Source organism: Chitinophaga filiformis, from assembly GCF_021646545.1.
GTDB classification, from domain to species: domain Bacteria; phylum Bacteroidota; class Bacteroidia; order Chitinophagales; family Chitinophagaceae; genus Chitinophaga; species Chitinophaga filiformis_A.
The window spans coordinates 730,612-756,535 of the sequence record NZ_JAKIRP010000002.1 but is presented as its reverse complement, the minus strand read 5'-3'; the positions used below and the strand labels follow the sequence as shown (position 1 = coordinate 756,535).

Genomic DNA, 25,924 nt, shown 5'->3' with positions numbered 1-25,924 from the left:
TATATGAAACTGAATATAAAAATATTGTGGCTGCTGATGGTCGCATTGCTCGCATCGGGTACGGCATGTAAGAAAGTGCTGGAAGAGCAGCCACGGGCAACCATTGATCCTGCTTATTTCAAAACGCCGGAGGGGTTGGATGGAGGCGTTGCTGGCATATACTCATCCTTCCGCGGTCACTGGGGTACACAGATCTTTACGCAGCTATTTAATGGTGGAACCGATGAGATGATCAGAGGCGGCGCTGCAGACGTTCAGCATAACTTTACCTACTCTTCGCTGATGAAGAGCAATACCAATGACTACAGTGGTTTCTGGAATTCCATGTACATAAATATCAATACAGCTAATGGCATCCTTCAATTCGGGCCGGAGGCTGCCATGGATGAAGGCAAAAAAGCGCACCTGCTGGCGCAGGCAAAGTTCCTCCGGGCATTTTGTTATTTCTACCTGGTCACGACTTTTGGTGATGTTCCCCTTCACCTCACTTTCAATACTGAAGCAACGGCCGCTGATGCAAGGACGCCGATTGCCGAAGTATACGATGCGATCATAAAAGACCTGCAGGACGCTGCAGCAGTGTTGCCTGACCAACCGGCTCCCGGATTGGGTAAGCCTGCCTATAAGGCCACAGCCCTGTACCTGCTGGCAAAAACCTATTTGTGGCGGGGATGGTCCACGGCAGCGAAACCGACTGATTTCACTGATGCCTTTAATACAGCCAAAGGCATCATCGACAATAAAGGTGCTTATGGCCTCGATCTCTGGCCCGTTTTTGCACAGGGCTTCGTGGAAGGTAATGAATATGGACGTGAGACCATCATGGTCATTGAGCACACGAAAGACCTGAAATTTGGTGAAAATTCCCAAACGGGCACCGGCGCTTCCAATCTGAAAGAAAATAAATCCAACTTCTTTTTCCGCCCGAATTATCCTACCGTAAATGCCAATTATCCGGCCGCCGGTGGCGCCTACGTCTGCGTAAGAGATGTACAGAATGGCCGCCCCTGGCAAAGGATAAGGCCTAATATGCGCTATGTGCTGAACGTGGCGTTTGCCAACAAAGCTACCGATTCGCGCTATGATGGTACTTTTCAGACCATCTGGCTATCCAACAGTGTGCCTGGTTCCGCAAGAGGCACCACCGGCGCAGCCACGCCAAGGGGCACCCTTGTCAATGGCGTTGACACAGCCATCTGGATGGCCGACAGGATAGTAACACCAGCGGAAAGAGCTGCTTTCAAGGGTATCATTTTTGAGCCTGATTATCTGTCGGGTGCTACTGTACCTTATACCAGTCTGCTTTATCCATCTCTGCGCAAATGGGATGATTCCACGAGAGCTGATATGAACGATTATTCAGACAGGCCTTATATCCTCTTCCGGTTTTCAGAAGTGTACCTGATCGCAGCTGAAGCAGCGCTGAAAGGAGGCGGAACAGTACAGCAGGCTACCGATATGTTAAACGTACTGAGAATAAGAGCTGCGCTGAAACCAGGGCAAACACCGGAACAGTATAGCGCTGCAGTGGCGGCACAGACGATTACGCCTGACCAGGTAACGCTTGACTTTATTCTCGACGAACGCACAAGGGAACTGTATGGTGAATGCAACAGGTGGTACGACCTTTCGCGTACCAAAACGCTTGTTGCCAGGGTTAAACAATACAATGATGAAGCAGCGGCCAATGTCGTGCAGGAACATATGTTGCGGCCCATACCACAACAACAGATAGACCTGGTAACTGAGGGACCTGCGTTTCCACAAAACCCATGGTACGCGAACTAATAGCTCCGACAATAAGAGCAGCATGCAATTGCCATTTACGATATCATGAAAGAGAAATTTGCACATCGATGCCTGATTGCCCTGACGATGGTTCTTGCCACGTCAGGCCTTCGGGCACAACACGCCGGAAATCCTGTCATTTATGCGGATGTGCCGGACATGTCTATGCTGCGGGTAGGAAGTACCTATTACATGAGCAGCACGACTATGCATATGAGTCCCGGCGTCCCTATCATGAAGTCGACAGATCTTGTCAACTGGAAGATCGTCAGTTATGCGTACAACGTCCTTGACGATGTTGACGAGTTAAATCTTAACAATGGGAAAAGCACCTACGGCAGGGGTTCCTGGGCCAGCAGCCTCCGTTATCACAAAGGCGTCTTTTATGTAAGCACTTTCGCAGGCACTACCGGCAAGACATACATCTATTCTACCAGGGACATTGAAAAGGGGCCATGGAAAGCTGTTTCTTTCAAACCTGCTTTACATGACCATTCCCTGTTCTTTGATGATGACGGCCGCGTATATATGATGTATGGCAGTGGCAGGATCATGCTGGCTGAACTCAATGAAGACCTCTCGGGCATCAAACCCGGTACAGAAAGTAAAGTGATCATAGAAAATGCAAGTTCGCCAGCCGGACCAGATGTGGGACTTCCGGCAGAAGGCTCGCAGTTGTTCAAAGTCAACGGTAAGTACTATCTCTTTAACATCTGCTGGCCCAAAGGAGGAATGCGTACCGTGACGATTCACCGTGCAGATACAATTACAGGGCCTTATGAAGGGCGTCTGGCCTTGCAGGACAAAGGAGTGGCACAGGGAGGACTGGTCAATACGCCCGCCGGGAAGTGGTATGCTTACCTGTTCCGGGATTTTGGTGCAGTGGGCAGAATACCTTATCTGGTCCCGGTTAAATGGGGAGACGGATGGCCCATACTCGGTATAAATGGCCGCGTTCCCGACTCACTGGATCTGCCTGCAGGCAAAGGCTACGATCCAGGTATCGTTGCTTCTGATGAATTCTCCCGAAAGCCAGGTGCCGTACCACTGCCCCTTGTATGGCAATGGAACCACAATCCTGACAACAGCAAATGGTCACTGACACAACGGCCGGGATACCTCCGGCTCACCACAGGGCGCGTTGATACTACGCTCATGCTTGCGCGCAATATACTCACACAGCGGACTTTCGGACCGGTATGTTCCGGCGTAACAGCAGTTGACCTGTCTGGGATGAAAGATGGCGATTGCGCCGGATTAATGCTATTGCAGAAAAAATACGGATGGATCGGCGTGAAGGTAACAGGGAACACCCGATCGGTTGTTATGGTGAGCGCCGAATCCGGATTGCCCATGGAACTGGAACACATCGCCCTCAGCCAGCAACGTGTGTACCTTAAAGCGGATTGTGACTTCCGTGACAGATCTGATAAAGGATATTTCTATTATAGCCTCGACGGAAAATCCTGGAAGCAGATAGGCGCTGTACTGCAGATGGCTTACACGTTACCACACTTTATGGGATATCGCTTCGGCTTATTTAACTACGCAAGCAAACAGGCGGGTGGGTATGCTGATTTTGATTTATTTCACATCAATGATAAGATAGCCAGCAACGATTAGCTTAAATAGGGATGCTCAAACTACCTGAGCATCTGCTGTGAATATTATGAGATCCACGTTTTGATTTATAACCCTCAAAATAAAAACCATGAAAGAAAACCCTCCGATTTAGCATGCTATGCACGACCCACGTTGCTGATGCGGAATCATCAGTGCTTTGTAGAATCTATTCAATTACTTAACAGATTTCACTATGAAAACAACACCATTTCTCAGACACCTGGCCTTGTCATTCCTTTCCCTCAGTTTAGTCGTTTCTTCCTGTACCAGGCATCTGGAAGACGTTACTCCCGACAGCAAAAAAGTAAACAATGCGGAAGATGCAGGCGATGTTGTCGTAATGGCAACTGCTACAATTGACGCTAATACTGTACAACAAACCATCCAGGGCTTTGGTGGTATGAGCGTTCCTATCTGGATAGGCGACCTGACAGCAGACCAGCGGACAAAAGCCTTCTCAACCAGCAGCGGCATTGGCATGAGCATACTGCGTGTGATGGTACCCACCAGCAGCAGCCAGTTTGCTGCAGAAAAAGCTACGATCGATGTGGCCAAGAGCTATGGGGCGAAAGTGATTGCCACCGCCTGGAATGCACCTCCGTCTATGATGGATGGACTTTATCTGAGAGCCAGTTCGTGGGGCGATTATGCAGCCCACCTAAGGGCCTATACACAGGCTGTAGGTGGCGTGTATGCACTATCACCATGGAATGAACCTAACTATCTGGCTTCCGATTGGATGCACGCATCGGCTACGGAGATAGCCAATTTCGTAGCTGCCCAGGGCGACAATTGCGGCGCACCGATCATGTGCCCTGAACCATTTAATATGGACCAGACCTTCATTAATACATACCTGAGCAATGCTACAGCAAAGTCCAAGACGCTCTTTGTAAGTGGACATATCTATGGCAAAACACCCTATAATCTGGGCAACATTGGTAAGTCAGTATGGATGACGGAGCACTATACCAATTCCTCCATCAGCGGTAATGACTGGCCAAATGCCATGAATGCAGCCAAGGAGATTCACGACTGTATGACAGCAGGATGGGCCGCGTATGTATGGTGGTACATCCGCCGTTTCTATGGGCCTATCGATGACAACAGCAACATCACCAAAGTAGGTTATGTCATGGCACACTTCGCGAGATATATTCGTCCGGGATATACTAAAATTGCGTGCTCAGCGAATCCGACAACCGGGGTCTATACCACCGCTTATAAGAGCGGATCAAAGATTGTGATCGTCGCCGTTAATACGAATACAGCAGTTACCTATCAGCCATTTACCATCAGCGGCGTGACAGTTAACAGCTTCAATCGCTACGTGACCACCAGTTCATCCAACCTGCAGCCAAGCACCTTCAGCATTTCAAATAATGCCTTTGGTATCAACCTGCCTGCATCCAGTATAACCACACTGGTATCTAACTGACAGGTATTTCTTCATCAGATGTCACAAAAACTATGAAAAGATTAAAATATGTAACTGCAGCGCTCCTGTTACTGCCACTGCTCTCCCAATGTTCGAAAAAGCTGGCTGAAGTAGCTCCAGGTGCTAACATTGACAAAAGGACGGCGAAGGTAGAAGCAATTCCGAATCCAACCTGGTATGCGGAAGCCAGGTGTTTTCTGGATGGATCTGCAGGCGCCTTCGACGATCTGGCGGTAAAAGACCCGTCCATCGTTTACTCGGGCGGCAGGTATCATCTGTTTTACACTGGCCGCGATAAAGGTACCGGTGGCCTTTGGCGCATGGGATATGCTGCTGCCAGCTCCATTGCTAACCTGAAGACTGCCAGCCGGACATATATGAGTGCGCTGAATGCAGGCTCGTATTTTTGTGCCCCACAGGTCTTCTGGTTCCCGGCAAAAGGGAAATGGTTCCTGATCTACCAGAGCGGACAGGGAGCTTCATTCTCCACCTCCACAGATGTCGGAAATCCCGCTTTATGGACGCCTGTAAGAAGTATGGGCTTTGGCGACGGTATCGACTTCTGGTGCATCTCTGACGGTACGTATGTATATTGCTTTTATTCAGCGCAGGATGGATCACGCACCATCAAAAGGCGCAGAACAACAGTTGCCAACTTCCCCTACAACTGGGAAGCGCCAACGGTCGTTGCTACCAATACCTTTGAGGCAGTCCACGTCTACAGGAATAAAGCAGACGGCAAATACTATATGATCGTTGAAGATATCAACCGGTACCAGGAGCTTTGGACAGCCACCAGCTTAGGAGGCTCCTGGACACAGGTTGCCGAGAAATGGGCATCGAGAGATAACCTGAGATTTTTGTCGGAAGCCTGGACCGGACAGGTCTCACATGTTGAGGCTATCCGGTCAGGAACAGACGATAGAATGGAGATAGAGAACATCGACCGATGCCAGTTGTTGATCCAGGGAGTTCCCAACGGCGACTACGGGGACTATGGTAATATACCATACGACCTGGGGGTGATCAGGAACTATCAATAAAAATCCGCCGGAAATTTATAGTAATTAAATAAACAACGCTAAATTGGGAAGAGGAATACTCACCACATCTGGCGTTGTTTATTCCATACTTAGCCCGGTATATTCCTGTTTTATTCCCTGACCCAGGGAGCCTGAATACTTAACGAATCTAACACTATAGTAAAACTCAACACGTATGAAACGCTTGTGTCTTATCTCAGCCCTATTCTGGCTATTTGTTATCCCTGCTTTTTCTCAACAGGTTGTTCAGCAAATGCCTGATGGTTTTGACTCGCTGCGCGCCGGCATTGCCCATGGTAGTATTGACACCATCAGCTACACATCCAAAACGGTTGGTGCCCAAAGAAGGGCCTTGATATATACGCCACCGGGATTTACCAAAAAGAAAAAATACCCGGTTCTATATCTGCTGCATGGTATAGGCGGCGACGAGAAAGAATGGCTGAACGGAGGCAAGCCCCAGCTCATCCTGGACAACCTGTACGCAGAAGGAAAGATTGCGCCCATGATCGTCGTAATGCCTAATGGCAGGGCTATGAAAGACGATCGGGCCATTGGCAATATAATGGCGCCGGATAAGGTACAGGCTTTCGCAACATTTGAGAAAGATCTGTTAAACGATCTGATACCTTTTATTGAAAGAAAATATCCTGTTTTAACCGACAGGGAACATAGAGCAATAGCTGGTTTGTCGATGGGTGGAGGACAATCGCTGAATTTCGGACTGGGCAACCTGAATGAATTTGCCTGGGTAGGAGGATTCTCATCTGCACCTAATACTAAAAAACCCGAGGAACTGGTACCTGATCCACAAGCTGCTAAAAGCAAGCTAAAATTGCTCTGGATTTCCTGTGGGGTAAGTGACCGGTTGATCTCTTTCAGCAAACGTACACACGACTACCTCACAGAAAAAGGTGTTCCTCATATCTATTACATAGAGCCTGGGGTCCATGATTTTAAAGTATGGAAAAATGGCTTGTACATGTTTTCCCAGTTGCTCTTCAAACCCGTTGATGTTTCTAGCTTCGCGAAATATATCTATGCAGGAGAAGGAACACCGGCAAGCACCAATATTCCAGGTATAAAATATCCGCAGATAATGCCTGATAACAAGGTAATATTCCGCCTGAAAGCTCCCGAAGCACACAAGGTGCAGATCGATCTGGGCAGGAAATATGACATGCGTAAAGATACCGGCGACTATTGGATGCTAACTACCGATACGATACCGGTTGGCTTTCATTACTACTCATTAGTGATCGACGGGATACCTGTTGTAGATCCCAATAGCCAGGCCTTTTATGGGATGGGCCGTATGGCAAGTGGCATAGACATTCCTGATCCCGACGGCGATTATTATACCGTCAGAAATGTGCCGCATGGACAGGTGCGGTCAGTTAATTACTATTCATCTATTACCCGCGCCTGGAGGAGGGCTTATGTCTATACCCCGGCGGACTATGACAAAGACATCGATCGGAAATATCCGGTGCTTTATCTTCAACATGGAGCCGGTGAAGATGAAACAGGCTGGCCCGGACAGGGCAAAATGAACCTGATTATGGACAACCTGATCGCCGAGAAAAAGGCTGCCCCCATGATAGTGGTGATGGACAGAGGATATGCCACAGACCCGCAAAGACCAGTTGTTAATACTGCGCCAGGTCCCGGTCCGAGGGGTATGTCGAACAATGTTTTCCCCGAAGTGCTTGTGAAAGAAATTATTCCCATGGTCGATTCAACATTCCGGACGCTATCAGACAGGGAGCACCGGGCAATGGCCGGTCTTTCCATGGGAGGATTTCAAACATTCCAGACTACAATGACCAACCTTGATAAATTTTCCTACATCGGCGGTTTTAGTGGCGCCGCTTTTTTACAACAGGGCACGGATATCAGGAAGATGTATGATGGCGCCTGGGCAGATGCTACTGCATTCAATCAGAAGGTAAAACTGGTATACCTGAGTATCGGTACCACGGAACCGGAAAGAATGTACCAGGGCGTGAAAGGTTTTCATGAAGCACTTGAGACAGCAGGCATCAGGCATGTATATTATGAATCGCCCGGCACCGCGCATGAATGGCAAACCTGGAGGAGATCATTGCGGCAGTTTGCAGGCATGATCTTTAAGAACTAAGTTCTATAACAACAAGAGCCCAGGAGCGACCGTAATATGTATGTCAGGTTTAACTACATTAGCAAATAAGCTCCTCCTTATTATTAGCAATAAGAACGCGTAGAACAACATAGCCTTGCTGTTATTGCAAGGCTATGTTGTTACAGCTTTAAACGCCGTTCCAAAAGACTTCATAAATAACAGTGACAACAATACACATAGCATAAGAGTAACCTTCATAGCATTGATATTAATTCCTGCTAAATATATAAATAAATCACATAATCATTTTTTCTGTTGATCAGACGTAGCATCTTATAACCTCAATCTTTCGTAACTTCATAACACATAACCCCCAAATCATGGCAACAACCAACGCAACCATCCTGATCCCGGATATCAGCGGGTTTACTGAGTTCATGACAACTACGGAACTCAACCATAGTACACTTGCCATCAACATGCTTATAGACGCGATGATCAAAGCTGTTGGCAACGAATATGAAGTTGCAGAGATCGAAGGAGACGCCGTGCTGCTGGTCAGAAAAGGCGCCCCACCTACCCGTGAAGAAATACTGAACACCTGCATGAACATCTTCAACGCCTTTCACTACCAGCGGAAATGGATGCAGCAACATATGGTTTGTCCCTGTGGAGCCTGTCAGGCTATCAATAATCTTACCTTGAAGTTTGTCGTTCACCACGGCCCTGTAGCCGAAATAACAGTCGGACGTTTCGTAAAACAGTCAGGACCTGAAATGATCATCGCACATCGTTTACTGAAAAACAGCATCGATAGCAATGAATACCTCCTGATCACAGAAAAGTTGTTCGATGAGGTGGACGGTACACCTAAACAGGATGAACTGGAATGGCTTAGTTCGTCGGAAGAATATCCCTCTATTGGCACAATTAATTATCGCTTTGCCTTGCTTAACAAGGCCCGTGAAAAAGTGCCTGAACTACCCGGCCTGCAAAACGATTATTGCGTTGATAACACCTGTTACGTGGAAAGGCCCATACCAGCAAACTTTCGAGATGTGTATATGGTAGTAATGAATATCCCGGGCCGGGCTGAATGGGTGCCAGGCTTACATAAGGTCGAGCAGGATATACCTGCGGTGTTTATAGGAAGTATTCATTACTGCACTTTTGATAACTGTCAGGTAATTGTATCGCCACTCCGGATAAAGATAACGGAAGAGCAGATCTTCTATGCCGAAAGCCATAGCATTCCGGAGATGGATCTCTCCCTGGTCTATGAATTTGTATTTAATAAACTAGACGAGAAATCCTGCTTCTTTGCCTGCCGTTTTTTGAATAATGCGCAATCTCCGATCCCGGAAGAAATGCATACCAATTTATTGCAAGGTATGCGGGATATGGCTGAAACGCTGACAGCCTATTGCTCAAAAATGGAAGTATCTTTCTTTTGAACATACTGTCAGCTCAGGTCCTTATTTCTCTCCTCATAAACCAGAAGTATGTCAATGCAAAGCACACTGCTGTTGCCGCGAGTAAGCCGCTCACCTGCGGCCACACGATCAAAATGCTTTCGCGTACTGACAAAGGTGAAGGGATAGCGCCTGCCATCTGTTCCATCGTCAGCGGGCCCAGGCTTCTGACTGAAGGCATTAACAGCGTCGTTGTAGCATCCGTATACAACTGGCTTGGCGCCAGCCGCAGCAGGTCTAGTATTAAATTGTTGTAATAGAGAATATCATCCTGCCCCATAAAGTTGGGATCGGGGAAGAACGATTTTACGATCATATTTACGATGATCCTGTAGAAGACAGTAAAGAACAGCCAGATACCAATCGCAGTGAGCGCAGAAGTAGTAGCTTGCCTGAACTTTACAGAAAGCAGTATGGAAAGGCTCAACCAAAAGCCAACATACAGCACCGTAAGTACTATGAAAGATAATATCCGGAAAAATTCAACTGCCTCGATCCGCACACCGGTAATAATCAACCCGCCACCGATCATCAATAAGCTAAGTGATAAAAACAATACAGCTACTATCACCAATGCACTCACAAACTTAGCCAGCAACAAATTATCTCTGTATACCGGCTGTGCTAATAATCTGATCAGCGTTCCATTATTCCGCTCTGCGTTGATCGCATCAAATCCCAGGCTGATGCCCAGCAGGGCTCCCAGAAAACTCATAAAAATATGGAACGGAGGCAGCGATCCATCTGTTGCCGTCAATAATTTCAGGTAAAGAAATAAACGATCCGGATCGTTTTCATTGGAAACGGCGGCCTTTAAATTGCTAAGGGATACGTACATCGCTCCGACAAAGGTCAATACAATAAGTATAAGCAATACAATAAACCGCCAGCTGCGGATATGATCGGCCACTTCCTTACGTACCATTACAGCAAATGGTCGTCTGGAAAATGTAGTATGTCGTAAACGCAGGTTTGCCTCTTTTTTAATGCGCAGCCTTTCTGAAAAAAGATCTTTGAAATAAACCACTGGACTTACCATGAGACACGTTTTCAGTTAGATTATTGTCAAAATACCGTTGATAGATTTCTTCCAATCCATATTCCTTCTGATATACTCCCATAATATCTAAGCCTTTCTCCACGAAGCACCTTACCAGATCCGGAGTAATATTTTCAGTACAGGAAACTTCAACACTGTTGCCTGCTACCGTTACTTTCTTAACAGCTCCCATTTTCAGCAACATTGATTCCCATGCTGCTCCATCCTGCAGCGGCTCTTTCACTGTTATCGTTACCAGATATGACTCTTCGGAAAACAGGTTTTGAGAAAGCTGATGGATATCGCCCTCTGCCAGCAGCTTGCCGCCGACAAAAATACCCACACGGTCGCACACCTGTTGCACCTGGTGCAGATGATGGGAAGAAAGTAATACGGTAATACCTTGCTGCCGGCTCAGTTGCCGGATGAGATGAAGGAACTCTTTCACACCGGTTGGGTCAATACCCAGTGTTGGCTCATCCAGGATGATCACTTCGGGTTGCCTGATCAATACATCCGCCAGGCCCAGTCGCTGTTTCATACCACGCGAATAGGCACTCGTCTTTTTGTGCATGGCAGCACCCAATCCCACCAGTTCCATCACTTCCTGTACACGAGGATGCACTTCCTGTTCGCTTGTTCCGTTTAACCTGGCGATATACAACAGGTTCTCGAAGGCGGTCATGTTGTCGTAAAAGCCTACACTATCCGGCATATATCCCACCTTGCGTTTTACGCTGATAGGATCGCTGGTGGCGTTAAAACCACATACCCTTGCTGTGCCGCCGGAAGGTTCCGTCAGGCCCAGCATCATCAATATGGTGGTGGTCTTACCTGCACCATTAGGGCCTAGCAGACCGAAGATCTCGCCGGCACCAATCCTCAAGTGAAGGTTGTCCACAGCTTTCAGTGAACCATAGAATTTTGTCAATCCTTCCAGTTCAATAATTGCGTTTTCCATATGTAAACACGCTTATCTTCTGCCGTATTTTCGTATCAGGTAATAGATAATGCCAACAGCCAGCAGGATCACCATTACGCCCAGCCATCCTGCCAGCCACGACGTGGTGACCGTCATCCGGAAAGTGGCGTTGCCGCTTGCATTGGCATTTTTAACGGCGAAGTTCGTCACATAATCACCGGCAATCGTTTTGTCCGGCACGTGCAAACTGGCAATAACATCTATCGACTTGCCGGGCTCCAGCCGCTCAATCTTCGCTGGCTCGAAGGTGGCGTCCCATTTTGGGGGCGACTGTGCAGACAGCTCCAACCCATCGAGGGGAAGCGAGCCGGTGTTCTTTATTGTCAGGTGAATAGGCTTGCGACTACCCTCGGTAATTTCATCACTCAGACGCCCATCGGGTGTTGTCAGCTCTAAGGTATATGTACCCTTTACCACTGCCTCCAGTGACAGCAGCACTGTATCTCCTTCTGCGATGGCAGTAACCGGAATGTTGTATTTACCCGGTTGTACTGAAGGCGAAGCAGTGATCTCGATAGCCACATCCTGTGTCCTGCCTGAATCGAGCCGGAAGGAAGTCACCTGCATACCATCTACCCGGAATGTCGTGTTCCAGCCGGCAGGTACCTGCGCATTGAATGCAAAGATGGCAGTGTGGCCCCGCCCATTAAACAGTGAAGCATTGTACCTGAATGGTTCCCTGGCCGTAGCCTCCAGGTTGATCAGGCGGGCAGTGAATGTGGAGGTCCGGGCACGTGCCGGGGGACTACCCTTGAATGTAAGTGGGACAAAAGAAAATACAATAACAATGAGACAAAAAGGGATGTAAAGACGGAATCCGCGGCCCTCATTTCGCCGGGATTGACGAATTAGCGCTAACATAAAACTAACAAATACTTAAATTCATTAATAAAATAAAAGCGCCTTTAAAAAAGGCGAGCTAATTTATAACAAAGTGCATATTTTTTCCAAATGAAATTTAAAAAAAATTTGAGGCAGGTAGGAAACCCGCCCTGACTGTATATTGGTATCTATCGTTCGGGGTCTTATTGAATACCTTCAAATATCGCTATGACAGCCAGTCCCAAGCCTTCCTGGGCTGTGCGGTCAGATTCATTACTGAGCATCACTATGCCGGTACCCAGCTCCGGATAAAACATACAGTAACTGCTATACCCAAACGTTCCCCCGCTCTGCCAGATCTTTCGGAAGCCATTTGGGCTCACAACCATATGCCAGTTAAGTCCAAATGCGAAGCTCTTGATATCTCCCCATTGTGGCTGATGCGTTAATGCTACTACCGGATTACTTTCATTCACCTGATACCCGATATATTTCAGCATATCATCTACAGAAGAGTATAGACCGCCTGCTGCTGCCATCAGAGGCGGATTATAAGGCATAATATTCCCCTTTCCATTATGGCCTCTTGTCAACCCCTGTTTTCTATCCGGAAAGATCGCAGTGGTATGCGCCATATTCAACGGTCCGGTGATATATTTTTTCACAAGCTGTTCATAAGACATTCCGTAGATCTGCTCCAGAATGAAGCCCAGCAATTGCGTTGCCGCGTTTGAATACTTAAACTTAAATCCGGGAATGGTATCCAGTTTCACCTGCTGCAGGTCTTTCAGAAATGCCTGCTTCGAATAATTTTCCTGCATTCTGGTGATGATATTCGGAACAGAGTCTTCCGGATATTGAAAAACATCCCCCTTGTCAGGTAACAGGAATGGAAGCCCTGACACATGATAGAGCAGGTGTTTTAGCTGTATGGGATGTCCCTCATATTCCAAATGCTCATAACCAGGACCAAGGTATTTTCGCACATCATCCTCCAGTTGTACTTTTTTCTCAGCGACTGCCTGTGCTAACAGCGTTCCTGTAAATGTCTTGCTGATAGAACCTATCTCATATATTGTATTCTTATCTCCTTTGTCCTTCTTTCCGTAATTATAAATAAAGGTCTTACCATTTTTATAGATGCCAACAGACACCATTACACGTGCACTGTCCTGCATGAATTTTGATAATGCAGTCTGCACAATGGAGTCAGTTGATGTACGCATGGGATTATCCGATACCTGTGCTTTCGTGCCAATGGCCAGACATACAGATAAGATGGCAGATACTATTGCTTTCATTAATGGTTTTTGTGGTAGACCTTTAAAATGATGCCAACCGGTACTCACCTGAAGACATATTTCTTATGCAGTATACAATTACTTAATTTGTATTAAAAGCGTACACACCGCGTACGCTTACGTACGGTGTAACTGCCCCCATTACAGCCGGGAGGCTGGTGCACCTGTTGTTTACAATCGTGCTTCCAGCCTCCCGTCCTGTAAAATGTATGTGACTACATGTAGATGGTCACCTGATGCTATCTGCCTATCGTGCCAGATATTGGACATCTGATGGAATCGGAATAGGCTCCTTGGTATTCAGGATGCCTGGTGTAAGATAGGATAGCCTCAGTTTAAAGTCTTCGTTCTTATGCAGGTATTCCAGGCGGAACGGATAATATCCCTTTTGCAGTGGCAGTACGTATGAATACGTTCGGTTGCTGTAAGATCCTTCCCATCTTATCAGTAACTGATTATTGATGTACAGCTTTGAACCTTTGTCGGCATCCAGCACAAAGATATAATAGCCGTCTTCCTTGGTCTGCAACAGCCCGTCAATTACCAGCGCGTAGTTATTTTTCAGTGGCAGCTTATCTATATCGAAATCTGCAGTCGTGATACCCTCCCGTTGTGGCTTCAACTGTTTAAAGTTGGTAGTACTATCCCATTTCCCTTCATAATAAGCATAATGAAAACCACCTGCCTGTATATTCTTTTGTTTTGTAACGGGGCTTGATGGTTTTTCTACTCTGAAATCACCTGTTTTGATCTTATCATAACGCGCCCGGTTGGTAAATTGCTTCACTGTTATTTTAGCAGCATCCGTTATATCAATTTCGGACTGCACCTTTGCAGATGCTATTGAGGGCTGGCTTCCATCAAGTGTGTAGAAAGCTTTTGTCGTATCGCCAAAGTACCACACTTTAAGAGGCTTGTCTTTCGACACAATACCATTCATCGGATGAAATTCAATCTGGCCGTTATGCCAGCCATAAGAAAACTTCAAGCCGTCATATATACTTTTCAGTCTCACCGAACTGTGTGTTTCATCCGGATAATTAATATGTTTCCATGTCAATCCCGCAGGCTTGAATTTATTAAGAACGGTATCCATTGTCGCAATCTTCATACCTTCACCGTCTTGTCCCTCTCTGCCACTGATAAACAGTGTAATATCTGAACCCGCCAATGCAGACAACTTATCAGGTGCGATTTTTTGTATGTAGCAATTGTCCCACCAGAGGCTGGGATCAACGGCAATATATGACTTAAAGGTTTTCGGCTCATTTAACAAGGCGTTGATAACAAACAAGCCACCTAATGAATGGCCCCATAACGTATTATCGCCATTAGACGGGTATTCTTTATTAATGTAAGGTATCAGTTCATCTTTGATAAAACGAAGGAAATTAGCTGCTCCTCCGGAGGTTTTCCAGTCATTTATATGAGTGGGCGTAAGGTCTTTGTTACGATCAATGCCCAGAATGCTGACAACTATTGTAGGCGGCATATAGCCCTCTCCTTCCAGGAATTGTTGCACCTTGTTAATTAAACCTGTATTCCAGTTGCCGCCATCAAGTACGTACAGCACATCATACTTATTAGTGCTCCCTGGTTTATAACCTTTTGGTACGAATACCTGTAACAGCCGTTTCTCTTTTAATACGCCGGAATTGATAGAATCAAGCCGTCCGGTATCGAACACTCTCCAGACAGTATCCTGTGCCTTTACAACGTTTCCCTTACTGCTGATGATGGTTATAAGTATAACAAAAAGGATAATTTTAATTTTCATTGGGATGTATAGTTTGATTATTAATGGTATCGGATACAATAGTGTCATTGTTATTTCCCATCAATCCCTCTTTTGGGCTTACATGAAGCATTGATATTCTCCCATTTTCCATTTACCATCGGCTATAGCCCCCGGCAGACTAACTAAAAACAATGTTGACACCAAAATAAAGAATTATATACATTGTCTCACCACTCAAAAAAAATATTCCGTTCTGCAGTTTTTTTGCCCTATCTTGATCGGTCAGGTTTCAACTATTAATGTGTACAATTGACAATCATTGCTTCCTTTTATGAAAAAACTGCATGTTTTAAAAGATCCTATTCTGGCAACACTGCTCTTTTCTGCTACCTGCCTTCCTGCCTGTAAACAGGATACAGGGCCGGACAAGCGCATCAAACGGATGGATAGCACCCTTACCGCCCATCTGGCGGATTCTATTGGTGCTATAGTGAAGCCGGAACTGGCGGACAATCTATCCCTTACTCTCTGGGGCATCGACTCACTGGTAATATCTCCTATTGCTATTGATATAGACGACCAGGGAAGGGTGTATTACACTACGACAGACCGGCAGAAGCATTCTGAATTTGACATACGTGGGCACCGGGACTGGGAAATACCATCCATCAGCCTGCAAACGGTAGAAGACCGCCGCGCCTTCCTGCATAAGGAACTGTCTCCGGAAAACAGCAAAAGGAACGGATGGCTGGCAGACCTCAACGGTGACAGTTCTCACGACTGGCGCGATCTGACCATTGAAAAAGAACACGTCTACCGCGTGGACGATATCTCCGGAGATGGCGTAGCAGATCAGACGCAACTGGTGGTAGACGACTTCCACGATGAAGTGACTGACGTTGCCGGCGGTGTACTGGCAGAAGGCGATGACCTGTTCCTGGCCGTTGCGCCAGACCTCTGGCGTATAAAGGACAAGAACCACGACGGCATAGCAGATGAAAAGACATCCATCTCCCACGGCTACGGCATCCATGTAGGCTTCAGCGGCCATGGTATGTCGGGTGTGGAAATGGGTCCCGATGGGCGCATCTACTGGCAGATAGGCGATATCGGCTTTAATGGTAAAGGTCCCGACGGACAACAATGGTCCTTTCCTAACTGCGGCGTACTGGCACGTTCCAATCCGGACGGCAGCGACTTTGAAATATATTCCTATGGCATCCGTAATACGCACGAGTTTGCCTTCGATGAATATGGCAATATCATCAGCGAAGACAATGACGGCGACCACCCCGGCGAAAGTGAACGCCTCGTATACCTCGTAAACGGCGGTGATCAGGGCTGGCGCAGCAACTGGCAATATGGCAAGTACCGCGACCCCGACAATAACACCTATAAAGTATGGATGGATGAAAAGATGTATACCCCCCGTTTTGAAGGTCAGGCGGCTTATATCACTCCCTGTATCAGCAACTTCGTAAACGGACCTACAGGTTTCGTATACAATCCGGGTACCGCTTTAGGCCCCGCTTACAAGAATACTTTCTTTGTAGCCGAGTTTGTGGGCAATCCATCCAACTCCGGCATACACGCCTTTAAACTGAAACCGAAAGGCGCCACCTTTGAGCTGGGCGAACATAAGAAAGTGCTGAGCGGCATACTGGCTACCGGCATTGACTTTGGTCCGGATGGAGCCTTATATGTAGCTGACTGGATAGATGGCTGGGATACACACAACTATGGCCGCATCTGGAAGCTGGACGATAAAAGTGATGCCGCTACCGCAGAAAGAAAAACTACCAAATCCCTACTGGCGGAAGATTTCAGCAAACGTAAGGAAACAGAGCTGGCCGGACTGCTGAAGAATCCTGATATGCGGGTACGCATGAAGGCTCAGTTTGAACTGGTAAAGCGTAAAGAAAAAGGCGCTCCTTTGTTTGAACAGGCATTAAAACAAACAGATAATCAGCTGGCAAGAGTACACGCCATCTGGGGACTAAGCCAGCTGGCCCGTCAGGATAAACAATATGCGAAAGCATTACTGCCCCTCTTAAAAGACAATGATCCGGAAATACGGGCCCAGGCAGCCAAATGGCTGGGCGATATCCGCTATAAGGAAGCCGGAGCTGCCCTGGTACCAGTATTGAAAGATACTGCCAGCCGCGCACGTTTCTTTGCCGCGGAAGCTTTGGGCAGGATACAGTATGCTCCGGCAGTACAACCGCTCATTTCCTTCCTGGAGGCCAATAACGATGTAGACGCCTATCAGCGGCATGCCGGCGCCCTGGCGCTGTCCCGCATAGGTCAGGCAGACCCGCTGATCGCTTTGGCAAACAGCCCCTCCCGTGCGCTGCGCATCGCTGCTGTGGTGGCATTGAGAAGGATGAGCCATCCTGGTATAGCTGCATTCCTGAACGATAAAGATGAATTTGTAGTCACTGAGACCGCCCGCGCTATCAATGACGACCTCTCAATTAACGAGGCATTGCCAGCCCTGGCCAACCTGCTGGGTACTACACCGTTTAAAAATGAAGCGCTCATCCGCCGCGCTATCAATGCCAACCTGCGGGTAGGTACAGACGCTGCCATGCATAACCTGATGGCCTATGCACAAAAGGCAGGCAGCCCCGCGCCCATGCGCGCAGAAGCGATAGATGCGTTGAGCGTATGGGCTAAACCATCTGTGCTAGACCGTGTGGACGGAAGACTGCGCGGAGAAGTAAAAAGAAACCCTGCCCCTGTAGTGAATCTTTCTACGGCACCACTTACCGCGCTCTTAAAGGATAAGGAGCTGCCGGTGCGTATCAGCGCCGCCAAAGCTATTGCTAAATTGCAGATCAAACAGGCAGGCCCGCAGCTGCTGGCTGCCGTAAAAACGGACCGCGATGCTGACATGCGGGCAGCAGCATTGGAAACACTGGTAGCCTTACAGGACGCCGGCGTGGAACAAGGCATCACCGCTGCACTGGCTGACCGTGAAAAGTCAGTACGCGTAACTGGCCTGGACCTGTTAAGTAAACTGCATTTATCCGAAACTGTAATGGTCAACCTGCTCACAGGAGTGATTGCCAACAAGACGATGGAAGAAAAACAGGCTGCCTTGCTGACGCTGGGTAAACTGCCATCACAGTATACAGAAAAACCGCTGAGCGACCTGCTGGATAAAATGGCTGCCGGTCAGCTGGACCCGGACATTTACCTGGAACTGGGTGAAGCAATCGACAGCAGTCGCTCTACACAGCTGGCTGCCCGCTACAAAACAGTGAACGGTAAACTCTCATCCAACGATATGATGGCCTCCTACCGCAGCTGTCTGCTGGGCGGTGATCCAAGACGTGGCAGACAGATATTTTTCCATAATGAAAACGCCCAGTGTATGCGCTGTCACTCTTATGATGACCGTGGCGGTACTGCTGGTCCACGCTTAAACGGCGTTGCCGGTCGCATTACAAGAGAACAGATACTCCAGGCACTTATCACCCCCAGCGCCCGCCTGGCGCCAGGATTTGGTATGGTAACGCTGGAACTGAAAGATGGTAAAAAACTGACAGGCATTCTGAAAGGAGAAACACCAACTGGATTAACAATCAAGGAAGGAGATGCCGAACGTACTATCGCTGCAGATCAGATTACGCATAAACAGTATGCACAATCCAGCATGCCGGATATGACACATATCCTGTCCAAAAAAGAGATAAGGGATGTGGTAAGCTTTTTAGCAGAGCAAAAGATGGATAATTAACGATCATTTTAGCTATAAAAGAAAATGGCTGCGTCACTAGTCTGACGCAGCCATTTTCTTTTATAGCTAAAATAGTCTATTCCTCAGATTGATAGAAAGCTTTGCGGTGTTTTATTGGACCAAATTTTTTCTGCTGTTTTAAAACCCTGCCGAATTCATTTCCCTGGGGTATCACCTTAATTATTCTATTGGCAGGGATAGCGCTCGACAAGATAATCTCATAATCTTCAAAAGTAAAACCCATAAATCCAAATGAGCGCATATGCTCCTGCAGTATACCCGGATCGTCTTTCAATGCAGCTTCAGCTAAGGGCATAAATTTCTCATGGTGTTTCCAGTCTTCTAATGATTTATCCGCCGCAATCTGTTCGCCAATACGCCATAAAACAGTCTGCCGGTATTCAGCCTCCAATGTCTTTAGGTCTGTAATGTTCAAATTCCTGTCACCAACCCAATGCCTGAAAGAGGCTGGCAGATCGTCCTGGGTGATTCTGAAAACGATACCATTGTATTTCTTCCGTGCCCTTACCCGGCTTTGATTAAAAAAATTGACCCACCACTTGTCCAGCTGTTTTATTCCGGTAAGGGGAAAGCAGTAAAGACCTGTTTTGGATTTTCGAATACCGTTTTTCAGAATTGATTTAGTGTTATTTACGGGTGTCCAGTGAACTGCGAGCATTATAAGGATAAATATCAGGTAATTAAACATTCTGGCTGGAAAAGTAGCAGACTATCTCACAATCGCCCTCACACACGCCAGGTGATGATCATCATGTTCCGCGACAAAATATGCCAGGTCAATGACCCGCATCGGCGTTTTCAGTCTCGGATGCAGCGCCTTCCTTTCCAGCTGTTCATCTGTTAAGGTCAGCAATCTGCTTACCAGCACTTGTCGCTGTTCTCTGAACCGCTGCAATAGCGTAACTATTTTCGCCGCATTATGATCGGCATCATGCGTGGCCCGGTTCGTCAGGTCTGCAGGTCTCAGTTCTGTCAATCCGTTTACAAAATCATCTATCCTCCCGTACCACAGCGGCTCAATATCACCAAGATGTCCTATTTCTTCTTTAATACTCCATTTGCCATCTGGTTTCATTGTCAGCAGGTCAGGATCTACCTGGCCGATTATTTCCTCAACACGCGCAGGAGTGCCGCTGAGGCGTTCTATGATGGAAGGCAACAGTCCGTTATCTTCAATGATTGGAAATGTTCTTTTAAACCATTCAGTTCTTTTCATGGGGAATGATTAATAGTTCGGTACCAAATGTAGGTAAATTTGGGGGATATAGCTTCCTAATACTCAAGGCCGGTAGGTATAGCCAGGCACAAATACAGCATCTTTCCTGACAGGAAAAACGTATAGCCGTAAAAAGTAAGACACTATCATAATGGGGGCAGATAATCACGTACTCCCACAGCGGTACCAGACAAATTCCAGAGCGGAATCTTTATCTGTATTATTTTTACATTCATGTATACGCAAGTTCCATTATCTGCGGATGACCAGCGACTGCTATCATCCCTTCGCCGGGCAGCCAATGTTGAAATATATCTTGGCACCGCTGTTGGCATTATCCTGACCCTTTTATCCTGTGGTGTTGTTGGCCTTATGATGTCTGAAGGTTATTTCCCCGGCGTAGAAATATTACTGCCGTTCTTCCTGATACTGCTCGGTGTAGGTCTATACCTGTTATACAGAGCCTTCAATGCACGCCGTAAAATGAAAGCACAATTTGACCCGATACAAGGCAAGAGAATAGTTAGCGGCAGGTTACAGCAACTGGAAACAATAGACAAAAAATATCTGCGCTATACAATTGGCGGCGCATCTTTTCTGGTATATGTTCCATTACCGGTATACCTCGCAAAAACAGAATACAAAAGACCACTTGTTTCAGCAACCGCATTGTATAACAAAGATGTGGCCCTGCACCTGGTACCTATAGAACCCGGCATAGAACTGCTGTTACAATCACACTACAATCAGTCCGTTTACCGCACAAACGTCCTGCCATTGCAGGAGGAAGACAAACGGCGACAGCTGGACAATTTTAAGGCAGAAATCAAAATCCTACTTATTGTATTCGGGGTCGTTGGATTTATAATAGCCTTGATCGCAGGATTCAGAATGGAGGCATGGCTCGTACTCGGACTGATGCTGTTACTCCTGCTTATCATCGTTGCCAGTACCTCATTACCACAGATCATCAGCATTATGAAGGGCACCAGTAAGATCTGTACTACCACCACCATCACTGAGAAAGTGGAAGCAATGGCAAGGTCAGGTAAAACTATGACTAAACACAGCTGGTACAGGCTTGGGAATGGTATATTAGAGCAACACCAGCTGACTACCTTTCATCCGGGAGATATTGTGCTGATAGAGCATCTCGAAAAAAAGAACGGCAGCAAAGGTCCCCTGCTGGATATAAAAAAGATCTAGTTTATGTGCAGCTTTCCCTTGTGAAGTCTGGTAAAAGCACCATCGCCACCTGCCCTGGTCCGCACGCATCAGTGATGTTATCAGCCGCAGCATCTTATCTAGCTCTGCAATCCGCAAACCACAGAATGGTTGGATGGTAATTCGAATTCTCTTAGCTTTACTTTTATCTGATATAAAGAGACACATTGATAACCTGTTCACATCTATTAGCCATTATAAAACATCATGTATGAAATACAGTAAACTCGGCAATACCGGTCTGGTGGTGTCCAGGCTTTCTTTCGGCTCTATGACCTTTGGCAATGATCCGTCCATTACAGCAGTGTACAAAGTAACACAGGAAGACGCGCAGATAATGGTCGACAAGGCACTGGATGCAGGCATTAATTTCTTTGATACAGCTGACGGTTATTCCGGTGGTCAGTCGGAAGTAATGCTTGGAAAAGCCCTGGCTAAACGCCGCCAGGATGTAGTCATCGCTACAAAAGTAGGATTCAGAACTGGCGAGCCGGTAACACAGGCTGGGCTTTCAAGACGGCATATCCTTTTCTCCTGCGAGCAAAGTCTCAAAAGACTGAACACAGATTATATAGACCTGTATATTGTGCATAAGGAAGATCCTTATACGCCACTGGAAGAGACACTGGAAACACTGGACATGCTGGTACGTGCAGGCAAAGTACGTTATATAGGCTTTTCCAACTGGACGGTATGGAAAGCCGCCATCGCTTACCAGATGCAAAAGGAACGCGGCTGGGCTACCTTCAGCAACGGACAGATGTACTACTCGCTGTTAGGACGGGATGTAGAACACGATATCGTTCCTTTTATGCAGCATGCAGGCATAGGAATGACCGTATGGAGTCCGCTCGCTGGCGGCTTCCTCAGTGGTAAGTATACACGCGAAAACCTCACCGAAGGTGATAACCGTCTGGCAGGCTTCGATATCTTACCCTTTGATAAGGAAAAAGGTTTCAGTGTGGTAGATGTATTAAAAGATATCGCTGCCGCACACAATGCTTCTCCGGCACAGGTAGCGCTGTCATGGCTACTTACAAAACCCGTAGTGTCCAGCATCCTTGTTGGCGCCAGTAAGATCCAGCAGCTGGAAAATAATCTGCAGGCGGTCAATGTGGAACTAAGCGACGCTGATATCAAAACCCTGGACGACCTTACACAACCAGGCATCTCATACCCTCATTGGTTTGTGCAGAATCTGGCTGATCCGAAACATAAGGAAATATTGGGAGCAAAATAAAAGGAAGGTATCAGGGATAACCAAAGGGTCAGACAATACGCTTAAACGAAGATAGGCCGCTGACTGGAAGCGAAGAAACAGAAGGTGTATCTGGCTATACCTTCTATTTCTTTGAATTTGATCTCCTTTTAATTTACTTCGCATATATGAACCAACATATCCTCACGCCGTCACAAGCCCGAAAGATCATTCTCCATGCGGCAGGGCTTTCCAAAAAGGCACAATTTGGAAAGGGCCCCGAAGCCGTCTATAAACTGATCGACCACCTCGGTTTTATCCAGATCGATACAAACTATGTTGTCGAGCGCGCCCATCACCATACCATTGCATCGCGCGTGCCTGACTACAAGCCCGAATGGCTGAACGATCTGCAGGAAGACGGAAGGATCTTTGAATACTTCATTTCTGATGCAGGATATATGCCTATGCACGATTTCCGCTTTTCCTTACCTGTAAAGGAAAGCTTCGCCGCCAACGGTAAGCCGCTCACACAGGCAGAGACCAGTCTCATGAAGAAAGTACTCGACAGGATTGAGCGGGAAGGCCCATTAACGGTAAAGGATTTTGACAACGACCGGCAGGAAGCCAGTTCAGGCTGGTGGGACTGGCGGCCGTCCAAGATAGCGCTCGAACGCCTGTACATGGACGGAAGATTGATGTGCACGCGAAATAAAGACTTCCATAAATTGTATGACCTCCCCATCAACATCATCCCGGCAGATATTGATACAACAATGCCCACACCGGAGGAATTTGCCCGGCATATCATCCGGCGCACATTACAGGCGCTGGGTATTTCATATGTAAAAGAAATAGCCTGGCGTGCCCGCCGCGTAAAAGATCACCTGGTAAAACAGGAACTGCAAAAATTAGTAGCTGAAGGCGAAATCTGCCAGGTGACAGTCGAAGGACTGAAAAGCGCTCCGCTCTATATGTTGCCTGACTATAAAAACAAAAAGCTCACGCTGTCTGATGAGGCTTTCATTCTTTCCCCCTTCGATGTACTGAACGTCTTCAGGCACCGCTTAAGGGACTTCTTTCACTTCGACTATCAGATCGAATGTTTTGTTCCCGAGCCTAAACGGATATACGGTTACTTTTCATTACCCATATTGATCGGAGACACCTTTATAGCCCGCATGGACTCAAAGGCCGACCGGAAACAAAGAACACTGATCATCCACAATCTTCACTTCGAAGCAATAGAACTAAACGAACTCATGTTAGATAAGCTCACTGATGCCATCAAAGCATTTGCCACCTTCAACCAATGCAGAGACATCGTCATTAAAAAATCGAACAGTAAAAAGTACGTAAAGGCTATAAAGGACGGGCTATCCTAAAAGTTTAAAAGGTCATCAACAAAGAATTATACAGTTCCTCATCAAAGAATTGAGATGTACTCCATCTACTATCGGAACACATAAAGCATAGGCCGGGTTCAGAAAGAGACTGCCGGCCTTAGTTATTTGAAGTGCCGACGCGACCTGCCAGGGTTTAAATAATTATCCAGGGGCCAACCCGCCAATCAACGGCCCGATAGTAAGGAACTTCAAAGAACTACAGCCAGCAGTCCCTCCTGAAAACCGGCCGACGCCCCTGTCTATTATCATATCTCACAACGCATCGTCGATAGCAACTTCCTGAAACCCGCTTTCTCATAAGCCTTAACCGCCGCTGCATTCTCTTCATACACCTCCAGACGCACCTCTCTAACTCCCTTGGACAACACCCATTGCTTCAGAGCAGTAATTAGTTGTTGGTTGAGCCCCATCCCCCTGTATTCAGGAACTACATACATAAAGCCCAGATGAGCATATTCCCGGTACTTTAAATATGACTTCGCCTTTTGAATAAGCGCGTAACCACACCCCACCAGGCTACCGTCTTTCTCTAATACCAACAGCTCCGCATCATCACTTTCTATCAATGCCCTAAGGTCATAATAGATAGCCGTTCCATCTTTGATAGTCACGTCAAACGGCCTTTCAGCATCAACCAACAGCTGCAGGAAATTATCGAGTACAGGCAGATCATCGAATGAGGCTCTTCTTGTTTTTACAGTATCCATATCAATACAGTCTTCAGAACGATTTTAGTTCGCGGTTAATAAAAAATCTATCCGTTATAAGAACGGATGAAGTTATTAAAATCCGCCATTGCTTTACTTATTATTTTTCTTCCTGTAACCCATCGGCAGGAAGTACAACCAGAAAAAGCCTATCAGGAATAAAACCAGCCCGCGCTCCCACCATCCAATATGCCGGATTGATTGCGTAACTTAGTCTTCGCATGGTAGAAATCTTCGATAATATCAGACAGCTCTACAACTTCAGCGCTCCCTGCCCTGAACTGGAAGCGTATATTGAGTTCATTTCTGAATCCTCTTTTGAAGAGACTGCGTTACATGCCAATAACAGCCCTTTTACCGTGAAAATGTTCCCCAGCTGGACTCCTACTATCTGGATCAACCTGGGTGCTCCTTATGAGCTTATAACGACCAGGAACAGCTATCATATCAGTGCCAATCATGACGTGCTTATTCTGAGAGATTCGATCACAGCGCGTCACAACCTGCCGGCGGACTATATCTTCACCGTAAAGTTCTTCCCCGGCGGACTGGAAGCTATACTCGGCATCAACCAGGCACAATTCATCAACAAAGTAGTCGCACTAAAACACATCCTGCCGGCTTTGCTGATCCATCAGGTTAAAACTGCCGGGTCCTTTGAAGCAAGAAAGGCGCTGGTGCAACACTTCTTTTTATCGCAGCTTTCCCGGCAACAAAAGAAAGATCATTACATACACCTCGTAAAGGATAGTATTGACCTGTATGCGGCCAATCGTATGCAGTACAATACGAGCGAGATAGCAGAGAAGATGTTTATTACTTCCAAAACCATCAACCGTTATTTCAATGCCATTGTTGGTATCAGTCCTAAAAAGTACTTCTCCATCCTGCGGGCAAGGGCTGCGCTAACAGCCTATGTGGCTGATAAGGATGCCTTTTCTCCCTGTCACCACGGCTACTATGATATGAGTCATTTCTATAAGGAAGTGATCAGCTTCACGGGCCAGGGCCTCGCAGCACAGCAGTAAAAATGTCCGTTTTTTACCTGGATTAGTTAGTCCTG

Annotated in this window: 19 protein-coding genes; 11 read left to right on the top strand and 8 right to left on the bottom strand. The window is 46.9% G+C overall.

Going from position 1 to position 25,924, the window contains the following annotated elements:
• The first annotated feature begins 3 nt into the window (after positions 1–3).
• The 6 genes from L3C95_RS09340 to L3C95_RS09315 all read left to right on the top strand — a co-directional run bounded on the left by L3C95_RS09340 (position 4) and on the right by L3C95_RS09315 (position 9,447).
• Positions 4–1,788: a RagB/SusD family nutrient uptake outer membrane protein gene (locus tag L3C95_RS09340; RefSeq protein ID WP_236387042.1), complete on the top strand. Its 1,785-nt coding sequence runs from the start codon at positions 4–6 to the stop codon at positions 1,786–1,788.
• Between the two features lie 45 nt (positions 1,789–1,833).
• Positions 1,834–3,411, top strand: a complete 1,578-nt coding sequence (locus L3C95_RS09335; protein WP_236387041.1) for a glycoside hydrolase 43 family protein — start codon at positions 1,834–1,836, stop codon at positions 3,409–3,411.
• 193 nt (positions 3,412–3,604) lie between these two features.
• A complete protein-coding gene (locus L3C95_RS09330; protein WP_236387039.1) occupies positions 3,605–4,849 on the top strand; it encodes a hypothetical protein in 1,245 nt (414 codons plus the stop codon).
• 32 nt (positions 4,850–4,881) lie between these two features.
• Positions 4,882–5,892 carry a non-reducing end alpha-L-arabinofuranosidase family hydrolase gene (locus L3C95_RS09325; RefSeq protein ID WP_236387037.1) on the top strand — a complete coding sequence of 337 codons (1,011 nt, stop codon included), beginning with the start codon at positions 4,882–4,884 and terminating at the stop codon, positions 5,890–5,892.
• Positions 5,893–6,067: 175 nt separating this feature from the next.
• Positions 6,068–8,032: an alpha/beta hydrolase-fold protein gene (locus tag L3C95_RS09320; protein WP_236387036.1), complete on the top strand. Its 1,965-nt coding sequence runs from the start codon at positions 6,068–6,070 to the stop codon at positions 8,030–8,032.
• A gap of 341 nt (positions 8,033–8,373) precedes the next feature.
• A complete protein-coding gene (locus L3C95_RS09315) occupies positions 8,374–9,447 on the top strand; it encodes a DUF2652 domain-containing protein (RefSeq protein ID WP_236387034.1) in 1,074 nt (357 codons plus the stop codon).
• A 13-nt stretch (positions 9,448–9,460) separates the two neighbouring features.
• Here the strand turns inward: L3C95_RS09315 and L3C95_RS09310 are convergent, their stop codons facing one another.
• The 5 genes from L3C95_RS09310 to L3C95_RS09290 form a co-directional block, all read right to left on the bottom strand.
• On the bottom strand, positions 9,461–10,504 hold the full coding sequence (locus L3C95_RS09310) for an ABC transporter permease (protein WP_236387033.1): 1,044 nt from the start codon (positions 10,502–10,504) through the stop codon (positions 9,461–9,463).
• Complete coding sequence (locus L3C95_RS09305) at positions 10,449–11,465, bottom strand: ABC transporter ATP-binding protein (protein ID WP_236387031.1); 1,017 nt, start codon at positions 11,463–11,465, stop codon at positions 10,449–10,451. Before L3C95_RS09305 ends, L3C95_RS09310 begins: the two co-directional genes overlap by 56 nt.
• Before the next feature lie 12 nt (positions 11,466–11,477).
• Entirely contained in the window at positions 11,478–12,347 is an 870-nt protein-coding gene (locus tag L3C95_RS09300; RefSeq protein ID WP_236387029.1) for an NEW3 domain-containing protein, read from the bottom strand.
• Between the two features lie 164 nt (positions 12,348–12,511).
• On the bottom strand, positions 12,512–13,609 hold the full coding sequence (locus L3C95_RS09295) for a serine hydrolase domain-containing protein (RefSeq protein WP_236387027.1): 1,098 nt from the start codon (positions 13,607–13,609) through the stop codon (positions 12,512–12,514).
• 247 nt (positions 13,610–13,856) lie between these two features.
• The gene (locus tag L3C95_RS09290) at positions 13,857–15,386 is read right to left on the bottom strand and encodes an alpha/beta hydrolase-fold protein (protein ID WP_236387025.1); all 1,530 of its coding nucleotides are present in this window, start codon (positions 15,384–15,386) and stop codon (positions 13,857–13,859) included.
• 292 nt (positions 15,387–15,678) lie between these two features.
• Between L3C95_RS09290 and L3C95_RS09285 the strand changes: the two genes are divergently transcribed.
• Positions 15,679–19,089 carry a HEAT repeat domain-containing protein gene (locus L3C95_RS09285; protein WP_236387023.1) on the top strand — a complete coding sequence of 1,137 codons (3,411 nt, stop codon included), beginning with the start codon at positions 15,679–15,681 and terminating at the stop codon, positions 19,087–19,089.
• A 76-nt stretch (positions 19,090–19,165) separates the two neighbouring features.
• Here L3C95_RS09285 and L3C95_RS09280 read toward each other — a convergent pair whose 3' ends face one another.
• Positions 19,166–19,768, bottom strand: coding sequence for a hypothetical protein (locus L3C95_RS09280; RefSeq protein ID WP_236387021.1), 603 nt, complete (start codon positions 19,766–19,768; stop codon positions 19,166–19,168).
• Positions 19,769–19,819: 51 nt separating this feature from the next.
• The gene (locus tag L3C95_RS09275) at positions 19,820–20,326 is read right to left on the bottom strand and encodes a DinB family protein (protein WP_236387018.1); all 507 of its coding nucleotides are present in this window, start codon (positions 20,324–20,326) and stop codon (positions 19,820–19,822) included.
• 234 nt (positions 20,327–20,560) lie between these two features.
• Here L3C95_RS09275 and L3C95_RS09270 point away from each other — a divergent pair, with 234 nt between their 5' ends.
• The 3 genes from L3C95_RS09270 to L3C95_RS09260 all read left to right on the top strand — a co-directional run bounded on the left by L3C95_RS09270 (position 20,561) and on the right by L3C95_RS09260 (position 24,133).
• On the top strand, positions 20,561–21,532 hold the full coding sequence (locus L3C95_RS09270; protein WP_236387017.1) for a hypothetical protein: 972 nt from the start codon (positions 20,561–20,563) through the stop codon (positions 21,530–21,532).
• Positions 21,533–21,761: 229 nt separating this feature from the next.
• A complete protein-coding gene (locus L3C95_RS09265; protein ID WP_236387015.1) occupies positions 21,762–22,790 on the top strand; it encodes an aldo/keto reductase in 1,029 nt (342 codons plus the stop codon).
• Positions 22,791–22,936: 146 nt separating this feature from the next.
• Positions 22,937–24,133, top strand: a complete 1,197-nt coding sequence (locus tag L3C95_RS09260) for a winged helix-turn-helix domain-containing protein (RefSeq protein WP_236387013.1) — start codon at positions 22,937–22,939, stop codon at positions 24,131–24,133.
• 266 nt (positions 24,134–24,399) lie between these two features.
• On the opposite strand, the gene L3C95_RS09255 is transcribed toward L3C95_RS09260, so the two are convergent.
• Positions 24,400–24,861 (bottom strand): GNAT family N-acetyltransferase, encoded by a 462-nt coding sequence (locus L3C95_RS09255; protein ID WP_236387012.1) that lies wholly within the window; start codon positions 24,859–24,861, stop codon positions 24,400–24,402.
• 221 nt (positions 24,862–25,082) lie between these two features.
• Between L3C95_RS09255 and L3C95_RS09250 the strand changes: the two genes are divergently transcribed.
• Entirely contained in the window at positions 25,083–25,889 is an 807-nt protein-coding gene (locus L3C95_RS09250) for a helix-turn-helix domain-containing protein (RefSeq protein WP_236387010.1), read from the top strand.
• Positions 25,890–25,924: the final 35 nt, after the last annotated feature.

Excerpts from the sequence above, each read along its gene's own strand:
- L3C95_RS09295 (WP_236387027.1), bottom strand. The coding sequence starts at position 13,609 with ATGAAAGCAATAGTATCTGCCATCTTATCTGTATGTCTGGCCATTGGC.
- L3C95_RS09315 (WP_236387034.1), top strand. The coding sequence starts at position 8,374 with ATGGCAACAACCAACGCAACCATCCTGATCCCGGATATCAGCGGGTTT.
- L3C95_RS09275 (WP_236387018.1), bottom strand. The coding sequence starts at position 20,326 with ATGAAAAGAACTGAATGGTTTAAAAGAACATTTCCAATCATTGAAGAT.
- L3C95_RS09320 (WP_236387036.1), top strand. The coding sequence starts at position 6,068 with ATGAAACGCTTGTGTCTTATCTCAGCCCTATTCTGGCTATTTGTTATC.
- L3C95_RS09305 (WP_236387031.1), bottom strand. The coding sequence starts at position 11,465 with ATGGAAAACGCAATTATTGAACTGGAAGGATTGACAAAATTCTATGGT.
- L3C95_RS09265 (WP_236387015.1), top strand. The coding sequence starts at position 21,762 with ATGAAATACAGTAAACTCGGCAATACCGGTCTGGTGGTGTCCAGGCTT.
- L3C95_RS09285 (WP_236387023.1), top strand. The coding sequence starts at position 15,679 with ATGAAAAAACTGCATGTTTTAAAAGATCCTATTCTGGCAACACTGCTC.
- L3C95_RS09300 (WP_236387029.1), bottom strand. The coding sequence starts at position 12,347 with ATGTTAGCGCTAATTCGTCAATCCCGGCGAAATGAGGGCCGCGGATTC.
- L3C95_RS09325 (WP_236387037.1), top strand. The coding sequence starts at position 4,882 with ATGAAAAGATTAAAATATGTAACTGCAGCGCTCCTGTTACTGCCACTG.
- L3C95_RS09250 (WP_236387010.1), top strand. The coding sequence starts at position 25,083 with ATGGTAGAAATCTTCGATAATATCAGACAGCTCTACAACTTCAGCGCT.
- L3C95_RS09255 (WP_236387012.1), bottom strand. The coding sequence starts at position 24,861 with ATGGATACTGTAAAAACAAGAAGAGCCTCATTCGATGATCTGCCTGTA.
- L3C95_RS09310 (WP_236387033.1), bottom strand. The coding sequence starts at position 10,504 with ATGGTAAGTCCAGTGGTTTATTTCAAAGATCTTTTTTCAGAAAGGCTG.
- L3C95_RS09260 (WP_236387013.1), top strand. The coding sequence starts at position 22,937 with ATGAACCAACATATCCTCACGCCGTCACAAGCCCGAAAGATCATTCTC.
- L3C95_RS09280 (WP_236387021.1), bottom strand. The coding sequence starts at position 19,768 with ATGCTCGCAGTTCACTGGACACCCGTAAATAACACTAAATCAATTCTG.
- L3C95_RS09330 (WP_236387039.1), top strand. The coding sequence starts at position 3,605 with ATGAAAACAACACCATTTCTCAGACACCTGGCCTTGTCATTCCTTTCC.
- L3C95_RS09340 (WP_236387042.1), top strand. The coding sequence starts at position 4 with ATGAAACTGAATATAAAAATATTGTGGCTGCTGATGGTCGCATTGCTC.
- L3C95_RS09270 (WP_236387017.1), top strand. The coding sequence starts at position 20,561 with ATGTATACGCAAGTTCCATTATCTGCGGATGACCAGCGACTGCTATCA.
- L3C95_RS09335 (WP_236387041.1), top strand. The coding sequence starts at position 1,834 with ATGAAAGAGAAATTTGCACATCGATGCCTGATTGCCCTGACGATGGTT.
- L3C95_RS09290 (WP_236387025.1), bottom strand. The coding sequence starts at position 15,386 with ATGAAAATTAAAATTATCCTTTTTGTTATACTTATAACCATCATCAGC.